This is a genomic window from Micromonospora sp. DH14, assembly GCF_029809455.1.
Taxonomy (GTDB): domain Bacteria; phylum Actinomycetota; class Actinomycetes; order Mycobacteriales; family Micromonosporaceae; genus Micromonospora; species Micromonospora parva.
Genome location: NZ_JARVKT010000030.1, coordinates 24,508 through 37,397, shown reverse-complemented (window position 1 = coordinate 37,397; position 12,890 = coordinate 24,508). Strand labels below are relative to the sequence as shown.

General features: G+C 72.1%; 15 protein-coding genes. 10 read left to right on the top strand and 5 right to left on the bottom strand.

The features are described 5' to 3' along the window. Positions 1 to 29: 29 nt before the first annotated feature. The 3 genes from QCZ28_RS27800 (at position 30) to QCZ28_RS27790 (ending at position 2,854) form a co-directional block, all read left to right on the top strand. A complete protein-coding gene (locus QCZ28_RS27800) occupies positions 30 to 248 on the top strand; it encodes a DUF3039 domain-containing protein (RefSeq protein WP_007456912.1) in 219 nt (72 codons plus the stop codon). A 40-nt stretch (positions 249 to 288) separates the two neighbouring features. Beyond that, positions 289 to 951: a TRIC cation channel family protein gene (locus tag QCZ28_RS27795; RefSeq protein WP_279519398.1), complete on the top strand. Its 663-nt coding sequence runs from the start codon at positions 289 to 291 to the stop codon at positions 949 to 951. Positions 952 to 1,120: 169 nt separating this feature from the next. After that, positions 1,121 to 2,854, top strand: a complete 1,734-nt coding sequence (locus QCZ28_RS27790) for a DEAD/DEAH box helicase (RefSeq protein WP_279519397.1) — start codon at positions 1,121 to 1,123, stop codon at positions 2,852 to 2,854. Between the two features lie 264 nt (positions 2,855 to 3,118). Here QCZ28_RS27790 and QCZ28_RS27785 read toward each other — a convergent pair whose 3' ends face one another. Together QCZ28_RS27785 and QCZ28_RS27780 are read right to left on the bottom strand one after the other, a co-directional pair. After that, on the bottom strand, positions 3,119 to 3,352 hold the full coding sequence (locus QCZ28_RS27785; protein ID WP_030337431.1) for a hypothetical protein: 234 nt from the start codon (positions 3,350 to 3,352) through the stop codon (positions 3,119 to 3,121). 245 nt (positions 3,353 to 3,597) lie between these two features. Then, the gene (locus QCZ28_RS27780; RefSeq protein WP_279519396.1) at positions 3,598 to 5,208 is read right to left on the bottom strand and encodes an RNA polymerase sigma factor; all 1,611 of its coding nucleotides are present in this window, start codon (positions 5,206 to 5,208) and stop codon (positions 3,598 to 3,600) included. A 659-nt stretch (positions 5,209 to 5,867) separates the two neighbouring features. Here QCZ28_RS27780 and QCZ28_RS27775 point away from each other — a divergent pair. Next, positions 5,868 to 6,686: an inositol monophosphatase family protein gene (locus QCZ28_RS27775; protein ID WP_279519395.1), complete on the top strand. Its 819-nt coding sequence runs from the start codon at positions 5,868 to 5,870 to the stop codon at positions 6,684 to 6,686. Between the two features lie 149 nt (positions 6,687 to 6,835). Here the strand turns inward: QCZ28_RS27775 and QCZ28_RS27770 are convergent, their stop codons facing one another. Beyond that, positions 6,836 to 7,348, bottom strand: a complete 513-nt coding sequence (locus QCZ28_RS27770; RefSeq protein ID WP_279519440.1) for a LytR C-terminal domain-containing protein — start codon at positions 7,346 to 7,348, stop codon at positions 6,836 to 6,838. A 433-nt stretch (positions 7,349 to 7,781) separates the two neighbouring features. Here QCZ28_RS27770 and QCZ28_RS27765 point away from each other — a divergent pair, with 433 nt between their 5' ends. Both QCZ28_RS27765 and QCZ28_RS27760 read left to right on the top strand, forming a co-directional pair. Beyond that, positions 7,782 to 8,078: a DUF4193 domain-containing protein gene (locus tag QCZ28_RS27765; RefSeq protein WP_007075406.1), complete on the top strand. Its 297-nt coding sequence runs from the start codon at positions 7,782 to 7,784 to the stop codon at positions 8,076 to 8,078. A 115-nt stretch (positions 8,079 to 8,193) separates the two neighbouring features. After that, complete coding sequence (locus QCZ28_RS27760) at positions 8,194 to 9,072, top strand: hypothetical protein (RefSeq protein WP_279519394.1); 879 nt, start codon at positions 8,194 to 8,196, stop codon at positions 9,070 to 9,072. Positions 9,073 to 9,117: 45 nt separating this feature from the next. On the opposite strand, the gene QCZ28_RS27755 is transcribed toward QCZ28_RS27760, so the two are convergent. Then, entirely contained in the window at positions 9,118 to 9,645 is a 528-nt protein-coding gene (locus QCZ28_RS27755; protein WP_279519393.1) for a DUF3093 domain-containing protein, read from the bottom strand. A 90-nt stretch (positions 9,646 to 9,735) separates the two neighbouring features. Between QCZ28_RS27755 and dut the strand changes: the two genes are divergently transcribed. From dut to QCZ28_RS27735, 4 genes are all read left to right on the top strand, one after another. Further along, positions 9,736 to 10,272, top strand: coding sequence for a dUTP diphosphatase (gene dut / locus QCZ28_RS27750; RefSeq protein WP_036412536.1), 537 nt, complete (start codon positions 9,736 to 9,738; stop codon positions 10,270 to 10,272). Between the two features lie 25 nt (positions 10,273 to 10,297). Beyond that, positions 10,298 to 10,957: a DUF3710 domain-containing protein gene (locus QCZ28_RS27745; RefSeq protein WP_279519392.1), complete on the top strand. Its 660-nt coding sequence runs from the start codon at positions 10,298 to 10,300 to the stop codon at positions 10,955 to 10,957. 114 nt (positions 10,958 to 11,071) lie between these two features. Continuing rightward, positions 11,072 to 11,452: an OB-fold nucleic acid binding domain-containing protein gene (locus QCZ28_RS27740; RefSeq protein WP_030337446.1), complete on the top strand. Its 381-nt coding sequence runs from the start codon at positions 11,072 to 11,074 to the stop codon at positions 11,450 to 11,452. Between the two features lie 25 nt (positions 11,453 to 11,477). Further along, positions 11,478 to 12,161 carry a DUF3159 domain-containing protein gene (locus QCZ28_RS27735; protein ID WP_279519391.1) on the top strand — a complete coding sequence of 228 codons (684 nt, stop codon included), beginning with the start codon at positions 11,478 to 11,480 and terminating at the stop codon, positions 12,159 to 12,161. A 39-nt stretch (positions 12,162 to 12,200) separates the two neighbouring features. Here QCZ28_RS27735 and QCZ28_RS27730 read toward each other — a convergent pair whose 3' ends face one another. Continuing rightward, on the bottom strand, positions 12,201 to 12,890 hold the full coding sequence (locus tag QCZ28_RS27730; protein ID WP_279519390.1) for a TrkA family potassium uptake protein: 690 nt from the start codon (positions 12,888 to 12,890) through the stop codon (positions 12,201 to 12,203).

The following is a 12,890-nucleotide window of genomic DNA, read 5'->3' as shown; positions in this document are numbered from 1 at the left end:
TGCCAAACTTGACGGTCGGAGGTGCAGACGTGAGCACAGAGGTTCTCGAGCGTCCAGAGCTGAAGGACGCCGACACCGGTCCCGAGATGTTCCACTACGTCCGCAAGGAGAAGATCGCCGAGAGCGCCGTCATGGGCACTTTCGTCGTCGCTCTGTGCGGCGAGACCTTCCCGGTCACCAAGGCGGCCAAGCCGGGTTCCCCGGTCTGCCCGAAGTGCAAGGAGATCTACGACTCGTACCGCGAGTGAACCTCGGCCGGCGCTCCGGCCGGCGACGTAGCCTGCGGCGGTGACCACCTCCACCGCCCTGCTCATCGCCGACCTGACCGGGGTGGCGGTGTTCGCCGCCTCCGGGGCCTCGGCGGCGGTGGCCAAGCGACTGGACCTGTTCGGCATCGCGTTCGTCGGCTTCGTGGCCGCCCTCGGCGGTGGGATCCTGCGGGACCTGGTCATCGACGAGGTGCCGCCGCTGGCCTTCGCCGACTGGCGGTACGCGGCCACCGCCGCGATCACCGCGCTCGCCGTCTTCTGGCTGCACCCCCAACTGACCCGACTGCGGACGACAGTGCTGGTGCTGGACGCGGCCGGTCTGGCGCTGTTCACCGTCACCGGCACGCTCAAGGCGCTCGACGCCCGGGTGCCGGCGGTCGGAGCCTGCCTGATCGGCATGCTCGCCGCGATCGGCGGCGGGCTCGGCCGGGACCTGCTCACCGCCGAGATCCCGGTCGTGCTGCGCCGCGAGATCTACGCGCTGGCCGCGCTGGCCGGCGCGATCCTGGTGGTGCTGCTGTACGCCACCGGGCAGACCGGGCCCGCACCGCTCACCGCCGCCGCCGTCCTGGTCTTCGGGTTGCGCCTGATCGCGCTGCGTCGACGCTGGTCCGCGCCCGTGGCCCGGCTGCGCCCGCCGCGCGCCGACGGGGCGGATCCGCGCACCGACCGGGAGTGGTGAGGCGGTCGACAGATGTGACCAGCGTGGCGTCGCCTGGGCCGCACCGCCCGCGCTGGTTATGCTGAGTCGGCCTTCGCGGCAGCTTCTGCGCGGAGGCGTTTTCATGGGCGGCGGATACTCGTGGCCCTCGCCCGGGGTCCGCCATCGTGCGGTCGGAGAGGAGCTTCGCGTGGCAGCCCGGACGCCGGTGCTTGAGACGTTCCCGGCACTTCGCGCCTGGCAGCGCAAGGCCCTGGTGGAGTACCTGCGGCGGCGGAGCGAGGATTTCACGGCGGTCGCCACGCCGGGCGCCGGCAAGACCACCTTCGCCCTGCGCATCGCTGCGGAACTGCTCGGCGACGGCACCGTCGAGGCGGTCACCGTGGTCGCGCCCACCGAGCACCTGAAGAACCAGTGGTCCGAAGCCGCGGCGCGGGTGGGCATCCAGCTCGACGCCGCCTTCCGCAACGCCGACCTGCACTCCGCCGCCGACTTCCACGGCGCGGTGGTCACCTACGCCCAGGTGGGGATGGCGCCGCAGGTGCACCGGCGGCGCACCATGACCCGACGCACCCTGGTCATCCTCGACGAGATCCACCACGCCGGCGACTCCCGGTCCTGGGGCGACGGGGTGAAGGCCGCCTTCGAACCCGCCGTACGCCGGCTGATGCTCACCGGGACGCCGTTCCGCTCCGACGACAACCCGATCCCGTTCGTCAGCTACGAGCGGGGCGGGGACGGGCTGCTGCGTTCCCGCGCCGACTCGGTGTACGGCTACTCCGACGCCCTGCGCGACGGGGTTGTCCGGCCGGTGCTCTTCCTGGCGTACTCCGGGGAGACCCGCTGGCGGACGAACGCGGGGGAGGAGTTGGCGGCCCGCCTGGGTGAGCCGATGACCCAGGACCTGGTGGCGCAGGCGTGGCGTACCGCCCTGGACCCGGCCGGTGACTGGATGCCGCAGGTGCTGCGGGCCGCCGACGCCCGACTCACCGTGCTGCGCAACGCCGGCATGGCCGACGCCGGTGGTCTGATCATCGCCACCGACCAGCAGACCGCCCGCTCGTACGCCAAGCTGATCGAGCAGGTGACCGGCGAGAAGGCCGCCGTGGTGCTCTCCGACGACCAGGGCGCGTCCGCCCGGATCGCGACGTTCGCGGCGTCCGAGCAACGCTGGCTGGTCGCGGTGCGGATGGTGTCCGAGGGGGTCGACATCCCGCGACTGGCGGTCGGGGTCTACGCCACCAGCGCCAGTACGCCGCTCTACTTCGCCCAGGCGATCGGCCGCTTCGTGCGGGCCCGCCGGCCGGGGGAGACCGCGTCGGTCTTCCTGCCCAGCGTGCCGCACCTGCTCGGGTTGGCCAGCGAGATGGAGACCGAGCGCGACCACGTCCTCGGCAAACCCAAGGAAGCCGACGGTTTCGACGACGACCTGCTGGAACGTGCGCAGCGCGACGACCAGGCCAGCGGGGAGTTGGAGAAGCGGTTCGCGGCGCTCTCGGCCACCGCCGAGCTGGACCAGGTGATCTTCGACGGCGCGTCGTTCGGTACCGCTGCCCAGGCCGGCACCCCCGAGGAGGAGGAGTACCTCGGCCTGCCCGGCCTGCTCACCGCCGACCAGGTGTCGCTGCTGCTGACCAAGCGGCAGGCCGCACAGCTCGCCGCCCAACGCCGTCGTACGGCCGACAGGGCCGCTGAGCCGGCCGCTGCGCCCACCGCGGCGCCACCGGCACCCATGAGCGCCGCCCAGCGTCGGGTGGCGCTCCGGCGCCAACTGAACGCCCTCGTGGCCGCCCGACACCACCGCACCGGCCAGCCGCACGGCAAGATCCATGCCGAACTGCGCCGGCTCTGCGGCGGCCCGCCGAGCGCCCAGGCCACCATCGAGCAGCTTGAGGAACGCATCGCCACCGTGCAGACCCTCTAACCCACTGGCCGCCGGCCTGGCGGCGGGACGGGCTGGCGGCGGGCCGGGGGCTGACTGCTTGATCAACTCGGTTTCCTGGAAAACGCGGTGTCTGCGCGAGGTGGACAGCGCGACTTCCCTGAAACCGAGTGGATCACCGGCCCTTGGCCGGCGCTGAGGGTTGCCTGCCCGAGGCGGCCCGGGATGCCCGAGGCACGTTTGGACCAAAAAGCCGGCCGGAGGCACCCTGTGGGTGCCTCCGGCCGGCTATGTCGGTTTGCGGATTTAGTTCGCCATCAGATCGGCGCCACGCCAGCTGAAATCGGGCTCCGTTGCGAACCGCTCGGTGATCTTCACGAGATCCTCCGCGTACTTGTTCGCGTGGTGCCCGCAGAACACCAGCTCGCTCCCACCCGCCAGAGTGATCCGGAGCTTCCCGGCAGCATTGCAGCGGTCGCACCGTTCATCGGCGGCTGGGGGCGCCACCGTCTCGGGCGGCGGCGTGAGGGTCGGGGTCATCGCCTTCCTCCTCTGGTCGTCACCGATGAACAATCTCTTCGGTCGTTGCTCACCTATCGTGCAACACCCTTACTAGGCACTGCCTTCCCTGTGTGCCCGCGGGGGACCGAGGTCACACCTGGAAGGGACAGTGTGCCGTGCACCCAGGGTGCCACGTCAACGATCACATTCGTGCATCCGGACGATCACCATCTGGTGTTGCACACCAGGTGGTCAAAACGACACGTTGGGTTGACGAAACCCGCTCAGTCCAGGTAATCCCTGAGGACCTGCGACCGGGACGGGTGACGCAGCTTCGACATCGTCTTGGACTCGATCTGCCGGATCCGCTCCCGGGTCACCCCGTAGACCTGGCCGATCTCGTCGAGCGTCCGAGGCTGGCCGTCGGTCAGGCCGAAGCGCAGGCGTACCACACCCGCCTCACGCTCGGAGAGCGTCTGCAGCACCTGCTGGAGCTGGTCCTGCAGGAGCGAGAAGGAAACCGCGTCGACCGCAACCACGGCCTCGGAATCCTCGATGAAGTCGCCGAGCTGGCTGTCGCCCTCGTCGCCGATGGTCTGGTCCAGTGAAATGGGCTCCCGAGCGTACTGCTGGATCTCCAGCACCTTCTCGGGTGTGATGTCCATCTCCTTGGCCAGCTCCTCCGGAGTGGGCTCGCGGCCCAGATCCTGGAGCAGCTCACGCTGTATGCGGCCGAGCTTGTTGATGACCTCGACCATGTGCACCGGGATGCGGATGGTGCGGGCCTGGTCGGCCATGGCGCGGGTGATGGCCTGGCGGATCCACCAGGTGGCGTACGTGGAGAACTTGTAGCCCTTGGTGTAGTCGAACTTCTCGACCGCCCGGATCAGGCCGAGGTTGCCCTCCTGGATCAGGTCGAGGAAGGCCATGCCACGGCCGGTGTAGCGCTTGGCCAGCGACACCACCAGTCGGAGGTTCGCCTCCAGGAGGTGGTTCTTGGCCCGCTCGCCGTCCCGGGAGATCCAGCCCAGGTCACGGACCATCTCCCGGACGAGCTTCTCCTCGCCCTCGTCGGCGGCCCGCAGCCGCTCGGCGGCGTAGAGCCCGGCCTCGATCCGCTTGGCCAGCTCCACCTCCTGCTCGGCGTTGAGCAGCGGAACCTTGCCGATCTGCTTCAGGTACGCCCGCACGGAGTCGGCGGAGGCGGTCAGCTCGGCGTCACGTCGCGCCTGCTTGAGCGCCTCGGACTCCTCGTCGTCCCACTCGAAGTCGTTGTCGGTCGCCGAGGCGGCGGCGTCGGTCTCGGCGGCCTGGGCCAGCTCGGCCGGCTCCTCGACCACCACATCCTCGATCGCGGCGGCCAGCTCCTCCGGGTCGATCTCGCCCTCGGCGCCCTCGCCCTTGGCCTTGCCGGCGGCCTTGGTCGGCTTGGCTCCGGCAGCCGCGGCCACCGTCGCCTTGGTGGCCCGGGTCGACCGGGTCGCCTTCGCTGGCGTCGCCGCGGCGGCCTCGGCGGCGGTGCCGGTCGCCTTACGGGCGGCCATCTTGCGCGGGGCCGGCGCCGATGGGGCGTCGTCGGCGGCGGGCGCCTGCTTCGGGGCCGGCGCGGCCGCCTTCTTGGTGGTCTTGGCGGTGGTGGCCCGGGACGCCGGAGTGGTCGAGCGGGCCGCGGCGACGCGGCGACGGGTGCTCGCCGAGCCGTCCACCACGACGGTCACTCCCGCCTCGGAGAGCGCCCGCAGGATCTTCTTGGCCTGGGCCGGAGTCACCTCGGCGGACTCGACGGTGCGCGCGAGCTGGGCCGACGTGAGCTGGCCACCGGCGCTCTGCGCGTGGGCGATCAGGGTGTCGGTGAGCGAGCGAACGTCGGCGCCGGGCTGGCGGGGTTCTGTCACGAATGACCTTCCGGAGGCGAAGAGCGGGCACGGCGTGTTCGTCCAGCGCAGCGAGGGTTACCGTGCCGGGCGATGTGGTTGAGGGACCCCCGTGTCACGGTCCGGCCGGTGATCGGCGGTCCGTGCCGCGTGGGCAGGGGTGAATTGTAACGCCGTCTGCGGCGATCATCCTGCTCCGCACCGCGTACCGCCGGTGGGGACCGTCAGCGCGGCGGAGATGTTGGCTTCGCGGTAATGATAGCCGCGCGGCCGGCGAAGGGTGCCCGTCGTCGAGCCCGGCGGTGTGCAGATCGTGTCCGAACCGTCGCCTGAGCAGCGGGTACGCGGTCGGTGCGGTGGTGGCGAGGGTGCCTGCGGGCTTCACCGGGGCCACCGTCGGGCCGGCCGGTGGCGGCCCCACCAGGTCGCGGTTGGGCAACGGTTGCGAGCTGAGCACGGACGGGGCGATAAGCACTTAAGCGACATTACCAACCCAAAGGGGCATATTTGCTGAGGTTGGCCGGTCAATCCGCGCCTGCGGGGTCAGGTGGCCTCGCGGGGGGTGCCCTGCACCAAACATCCCGGTCTGGTGCTGTCGCACGGCGTGGGGAACGATGATCTTCGGAAGCCGGGTCGCCAGTTCCACCCACCTGCACCCGGCGTGCGGAAAGAGGCGAATCATGACCAACTCGGCTACGTCGCCGTCGGAGCTGCTGGCCATCGCGCTGGAGGTCGCCCGGGACGCGGCGGACACCGCGTACCGGATGCGCGCCGAGGGGGTCGTCGTGGCCGCCACCAAGAGCACCGTCACCGACGTGGTCACCGCCGCCGACCGGGCGGTGGAACGGCAGATCCTCGACGCGCTGGCCGCGCTCCGCCCGGACGACTCGGTGCTCGGCGAGGAGTACGGCGAGGGGACCTCCGAGGCGGGGCGCAGCGGGGTGCGCTGGATCGTCGACCCGATCGACGGCACCGTGAACTACCTGTACGGGCTGCCGCACTCGGCGGTCTCGCTGGCCGCCGAGGTGGACGGGGTGGTGGTCGCCGGCGTCGTGCGCAACGTGAGCACCGGCGAGGAGTGGACCGCCACGGCCGGCGGCGGTGCCTGGCGCGACGGCGTCCGGCTGCGCTGCTCGGCTGAGGTCGACCTGGGGCAGGCGCTGGTCGGCACCGGCTTCGGCTACGACGCCGCCCGCCGGGCGCACCAGGCGCGGGTGGTGGCGGGGCTGATCGCACACGTGCGGGACATCCGTCGGCTCGGCGCCGCCGCGCTGGACCTCTGCCTGGTCGCCGAGGGGCGCCTCGACGCGTACTTCGAGAAGGGTCTGGCGGCCTGGGACCTGGCGGCGGGCGGGCTTATCGCCGCCGAGGCGGGGGTTCGGGTCGCCGGCCTGGCCGGTCGACCGCCCGGGCCGGACCTGGTGGTCGCGGCCCCGCCCGCGCTCTTCGCGCCGCTGCACGATCGGCTGGCCGCCCTGGACGCGTCCGGCGGTCCCTGACGCCGGCCGGGCCTCAGTCGGCGGTCCCTGACGCCGGCCCGCGGCGGTCAGCGACCGGCGGCCCGGGTTTCAGTCGGCGGTGGGTCAGGTGTCGACGGAGGGTTCCGCCGAGGTCGTCGTGGGTGGCCCGCTGCGGGGCGGTTACGCCGTCACTTGGCGGGTGGGGACGGGCAGGAGCCCTTGGGCGCCACCGGCGGGCCCGAGTCGCCGAGGGACTGGTTGACCTCGGTCGTGGTGGCGAGCTGCTGGAAGCGGTTGCCCAGCACCACGTCAACGGTGTCGTCGGTGCGCTTCGGGTCGTAGCCCGGCACGGCGTTGTTGAGGAAGTACGCCTGGAGCAGGTGCGCGGAACCGACGCCCTTCGGGCCGAACCGCAGCACCGCGACGCTGTCGACCTTCTTCTCGTTCCCGGTCTTCTTGACCTGGAACTGGCGGTTGCTGAACTCGTCGGCGACGGATTGGGCGAGGCCGGGCTGGTCCGTGGCGTTGAATACGTTGATCTTGACGTCCTTGCGCTCGCGCAGGGTCAGATCCGCCAGCGGCCAACCCTCGGGGCAACCCGCCGCGGTGCCCGCGTTGCCCTGGCTGTCGCGGACCACGGCGACGACGACGAAGACCAAGGCGATGACCGCCAACAGGCCGACGACGACGAGTGCTCGCACGCGCGCAAAACTCATCAGGGCACTCCCCGAACCTCAGGTGGGTGGTGACGGCCAGAAACGATCGCTCAGGCCGCCGGCCGTCGAATACGCCGCTGAGGTTAACGGTTGTCCGGCCGTCGCGTGGAAACAGCCCGACATGCCGGCGCGGCGACCGCGAACCGGGTACTACTACCCCTATCTTCGTGTCGCCTGAATCACATTGGGAACAACTTCGCGTGCGGGGGCGTACATCTCAGCCGCAAGGGCGGTATACATGCCTCGCCCAAGGGGGGGTAAGGTTCCGCGCTCGCAGGGGAGTCGCCCCAGCGAGCTCGACCCGTTCGGTCCTCGGGTCGGGTGCCCGACACAAGTGGTGGCCGGCCAGCGGAACCGAAACAGCGTCGTCCGGCGTTACAACCGGAAGCGACAACATCGATATGGGAGAGTGAAACCGATGGCCACCGACTACGACGCCCCGCGTCGCGACGAGGTCGACCTCGGCGAGGACAGCCTGGAAGAGCTCAAGGCACGGCGCGTCGACTCACAGTCGGGCGCGGTGGATGTCGACGAGGCCGAGGTGGCCGAGAGCTTCGAGCTGCCCGGTGCCGATCTGGCCGACGAGGAGCTCACGGTCAAGGTGCTTCCGATGCAGCAGGACGAGTTCAGGTGTGCCCGCTGCTTCCTGGTCCACCACCGTAGCCAGCTGGCGGTCGAGCGCAACGGCGAGCTGATCTGCCGCGAGTGCGTCTGACAACCACGACACGGCGGCGGCCTCCGGAACGGGGCCGCCGCTGCCGGTGTAGGCATGCGCCAGCGGTGGGTACCTGCTTGACTCGTAGCGGGTAGCCACAGCACCGGGAGGTCCGATGAGCGATCGAGGCGGCACCACCGATGGCGGCACGGACGGCCTCGGCGCCACCCGTGGCGCGGGCGACCTCGGTGCCACCCGTGGCGCGGACGACCTCGGTGCCACCCGTGGCGCGGACGACCTCGGTGCCACCGTCGCGGCCTTGACAGCTGACGACATCGAGCCGGCCCGTCGCCGCCAACTGCTGACCCGGATGGTCGGGCAGGCCCGCGCACGGGGCGTCTCCGACCTGTTCAAGCCCCGCGCCGCCGTGCGGTGGATGGTCGACACCGTCGCCGAGATCGCCCCGCACGTGCCGGTACGGGACCTGAACGCCCTGCGCCGGCACTTCCCCGGCCTGGACGACGCCGCCCTGGCCGACAGGCTCATCCGCAACGCGTCGAGGACCACCGCCGCGATCGGCGCGGCCGGCGGGGGTGTCGCCGCCGTCGAGTGGACGGTCGCCCCGACCCTGCTCTCCGCGCCGGTGCTGCTCGCCGCCGAGACCGTGGCTGTGGTGGCGGTGGAGCTGAAACTGGTGGGGGAGCTGCACGAGATCCACGGGGTGCCGCTACCGACCGGCGGCAGCCAACGGGCGGTCGCCCTGGTGCACTCCTGGGCCACCCAGCGTGGCGTCAACCCGATGGTGCCCGGGGTGGGGGTGGGAGCGATCCTCGGCACCGCCGCCCGCAAGGAACTCCGCGACATGCTGCTGCGGCGGTTCGGTCGCAACCTCACCACGCTCGGGCCGTTCCTGACCGGCGCGGCGGTGGCCAGCTTCCTCAACCGCCGGGCCACTCAGCAGATGGCCGAACAACTCCAGGTTGACCTGCGTCGGCGGGGCATCGCCCGGCCCGCGCCACCGACGGCCCTCCCGGGCCCGCCGACCGGCACCTGAGCGCGCCTTGGCCGTCCGGTCTGAGCGGGCCTTCCGGCCGTCGGGTCAGGCCGGCTCGCCCGCCGCCGGGTGGGAGGGCGTCAGGGCGTCCCGTGCGGTCAGCACCGCCTCGGCCAGCTCGACCGGGTGGCGGGTGCTCACCACCCAGAACGGGGTCGGGTCCGCCGGATCGTCGAGGATCACCTGCACGGCGCCACCGATCCACGGTCGCTGCACCACGAAGGCGAGCGGGTCCGCGCCGACGCCGAGCACCTCACGTCGGCCGGCCACGTCCAGCGGCACCACGTCGGCCACGAACCGTACCGGCAGGCGGGCGTCGTCCACCCGCAGCTCGCCATCGGCCACCCCGACCCGGATCCGGCCCAGCCACCACAGGCCGGCCGCGGTGAGCGGCACCAGCACGACGAACGGCAGCCAGGCGCGGACGCCGGAGGCGCCCATCCAGATCTCGACGGCCAGCAACGCGGCGGCCACCAGCCCGGCCAGCCACAGCCACCAGGGCAGATCCAGCCGCTCGGCGTACGCCGCACGGGCGGCGACGGGCGGCTGATCGGCGGACGGGGGGGACGACATGCTCACTCCTGCGAGGGTACGGCGCACGGCGGCGCGACGAACCGGCAGGATGGCAGGGTCACCCCGCGAACCGGACGGAAGAGGGGACCCGTGACCGACGTCGTACCCGTGCCCGTGCAGCTGCTCGACAGCGAGCTGCCGCTGCCCACGTACGCCCATCCCGGCGACGCCGGGGCCGACCTGGTGGCGGCCGCGGACGTGGAGCTGCCGCCCGGTGGTCGGGCCCTGGTGCCCACCGGGGTGGCCATCGCGCTGCCCGAGGGGTACGTGGGGCTGGTCCATCCGCGCTCCGGTCTGGCGGCCAGGCTCGGCGTGACGGTGCTCAACGCGCCCGGTACGGTCGACGCCGGCTACCGGGGTGAGATCCTGGTCAACCTGATCAATCATGATCGGGATGTGCCGGCGAAGATCTCCCGCGGCGACCGGATCGCGCAGCTCGTGGTCCAGCAGGTCGCCCGGGCGCGGTTCGAGCCGGTGGTCGAGCTGCCCGCGTCCCGGCGCGGGACCGGTGGGCACGGGTCCACCGGTGGGCACGCCGGGCTGGTGCCGTCGCCGACGGGTCAGGACCGGGTCGAGCGGCGGCCGAGCGAGCCGGGCCGCGGGCAGACGGAAGAGGTGGCAGGGTGAGTGTGAACAGCGGAGGGCAGGCGCAGTGATCTTCTCCCGAAAGCGGGCCGACGCCGAGCGGCAGACCCGTGACGAGCGGGCCACCCAGGTCCCGGACCAGGGCGATGCGGCGCCGACGCTGGAGCGCGGGCCGTACGACATCTCCGAGAGCTACGACGACGTGCAGCGCCTCGACCTCGGCAGCCTGCACATCCCGGCGATCGCCGACGTCGAGGTGCGGGTGCAGGCCGACCCGCAGGGTGTGATCCAGCAGGTGGTGCTGGTGCACGGCGACAACGCGCTCCAGCTGGGCGTCTTCGCCGCCCCCCGGTCCGAGGGGATCTGGGACGAGGTGCGCGAGGAGATCCGGCAGTCACTGCTCCGCGACGGCGCGAGCGCGCAGGAGGTCGCCGGCGAGTACGGCCCGGAGCTGCACGCCCAGGTGCGTACCCCGGACGGCACCACGAACCTGCGGTTCGTCGGAATCGACGGGCCGCGCTGGATGGTCCGTGGCGTGTTCCAGGGCCCGGTGGCCACCGACCCGGCCCTGGGCGGGCCGCTCGTCGAGTGCCTGGACGGCCTGGTCGTCGACCGTGGGCAGGAGGCGAAGCCGGTCCGCGAGCCGCTGCCGCTGCGGTTGCCCCGGGAGGTCGCCGACCAGGCCGCGGCGGAGGCGGACGCCGCCGCCGCACCGCGTCAGGTCTGACCCGCGCGCACCGGCCCGCCGGAACCAGCCCCGTCGGCGTACGCTGGCGGGACGGTTCCGGCGCCGCCGGGGCCGGCCGGGAACGGCGAGCGTGGAGAGGGTGACGCGGAGGTCATGACGGCCGACGAGAGCCGGGTGTCGCTGCGGCGCATCCTGCAGAGGTTCACCGCCAGCGAGGCCGAGATCGAGGCGCAGGAGCTGCGTCGGGAGAGCGCCGAGTGTGGCGGGATCCCCGCCCAGCAGTGCTCCCGGGGGCAGATGGTCTCGGTCGCCGGTCGGTTGCGCACCGTGGTCTACACCCCGCGCACCAACCTGCCCACTCTCGAGGCCGACCTGTACGACGGCAGTGACGTGGTCACTCTCGTCTGGCTGGGTCGGCGGCACATCGCCGGGATCGAGCCGGGCCGGCACCTGACCGCCCGTGGCCGGGTGGCGGTGCGCGACGACCGCAAGGTCATCTACAACCCCTACTACGAGCTGGACTCGCCCAAGTGACGACACTGCGGACGAAAGGCCGGCGATGACGACGGGACAGGACCGGGCGGCACAGCCCGAGACGGGCCCTCAGGACGAGGAGCGGCTGCCGACGATCGCCGAGCAGATGGCCGACCAGCTCGGCGGCTGGCGCGGGTTGGTCGAGTCGAGCATCCCGGTCGTCGTCTTCGTCCTCGCCAACATCATCGGCGAGCTGCGGCCGGCGGTGATCGCCTCGGTCTCCGTCGCGGTGCTGATCGCCGGGGTGCGGTTGGCCCAACGCCGGCCCGTCCGGCACGCCGTCAACGGGCTCTTCGGCGTCGGCGTCGGCGCGGCCATCGCGTGGCGCACCGGCAACGAACGTGACTTCTACCTCCCCGGCATCCTCTACGGCATCGGGTACGGCGTGGCCCTGCTGATCTCGGCCGCGATCCGGCAGCCGCTGGTGGGCTGGATCTGGTCGGTGCTGGTCGCCAAGGGCCGTTCGGAGTGGCGCACCGACCCGAAGCTGGTCCGCACCTTCACCCAGCTGACAGTGCTCTGGGGTGTGGTCTGGCTGGCCAAGGTGGGCGTGCAGGCCGGGCTCTACCTGGCCCACCAGGACACCGCGCTGGGTGTGGCCCGGCTGGCGCTGGGCTACCCGCCGTACGCGCTGCTGCTGCTGATCACGGTCTGGACGGTTCGCCGGGTCACCCGGGAGTCGTCGCCGGCCCCGCTGCCCAGCGCCTGAGCGAGGCCGGCCACCCGCCGGCTCAGCGCGGCCCGGCGGTCAGCGGGAGCCGCGGGTCCGTTCGACGCTGTCCGCCCCGAGGATCACCGCGCGGACGTCGTCCTCCACCTCGGCGGTGCAGACGAAGATCAGCTCGTCGCCGGCCTCGATCGGGTCGTCCGGGCTCGGCACCAGGACCCGCTTGCCGCGCAGGATCGCCACCAACGCGGAGTCCCGGGGCAGCGGCACCGCGTGGATCGGTTGACCCACGTACGGGGCGGTCGGCGGAAGGGTGATCTCGACCAGGTTCGCCTCGCCCTGCCGGAAGGTCATCAGCCGGACCAGGTCGCCGACGGTGACCGCCTCCTCGACCAGTGCGGCCATCACCCGCGGCTTGCTCACCGCGACGTCCACGCCCCACTGCTCGGTGAACAGCCACTCGTTCTCGGCCCGGTTGACCCGGGCGACCACCCGGGGCACCGCGAACTCGGTCTTGGCCAACAGCGACAGGACCAGGTTGGTCTTGTCGTCGCCGGTCGCCGCGACCACGACGTCGCACCCGGCGACGTCGGCCTCCTCCAGGCTGGTCAGCTCGCACGCGTCGGCCAGCACCCACTCGGCAGCCGGCACCCGGTCCGGGCGCAGCATCTTGGGCTGGCGCTCGATCAGCATCACCTGGTGGCCGTTGTCGATCAACTCCTGGGCGATCGAGCGGCCCACGTTGCCCGCGCCCGCGATGGCGACTCGCAT

What these genes read in the sequence shown, in the direction of transcription:
- QCZ28_RS27755 (WP_279519393.1), bottom strand. Translation starts at nt 9,645, where the DNA reads ATGTCGTCCCCCCCGTCCGCCGATCAGCCGCCCGTCGCCGCCCGTGCG.
- QCZ28_RS27760 (WP_279519394.1), top strand. Translation starts at nt 8,194, where the DNA reads ATGAGCGATCGAGGCGGCACCACCGATGGCGGCACGGACGGCCTCGGC.
- QCZ28_RS27730 (WP_279519390.1), bottom strand. Translation starts at nt 12,890, where the DNA reads ATGCGAGTCGCCATCGCGGGCGCGGGCAACGTGGGCCGCTCGATCGCC.
- QCZ28_RS27735 (WP_279519391.1), top strand. Translation starts at nt 11,478, where the DNA reads ATGACGACGGGACAGGACCGGGCGGCACAGCCCGAGACGGGCCCTCAG.
- QCZ28_RS27765 (WP_007075406.1), top strand. Translation starts at nt 7,782, where the DNA reads ATGGCCACCGACTACGACGCCCCGCGTCGCGACGAGGTCGACCTCGGC.
- QCZ28_RS27785 (WP_030337431.1), bottom strand. Translation starts at nt 3,352, where the DNA reads ATGACCCCGACCCTCACGCCGCCGCCCGAGACGGTGGCGCCCCCAGCC.
- QCZ28_RS27775 (WP_279519395.1), top strand. Translation starts at nt 5,868, where the DNA reads ATGACCAACTCGGCTACGTCGCCGTCGGAGCTGCTGGCCATCGCGCTG.
- QCZ28_RS27740 (WP_030337446.1), top strand. Translation starts at nt 11,072, where the DNA reads ATGACGGCCGACGAGAGCCGGGTGTCGCTGCGGCGCATCCTGCAGAGG.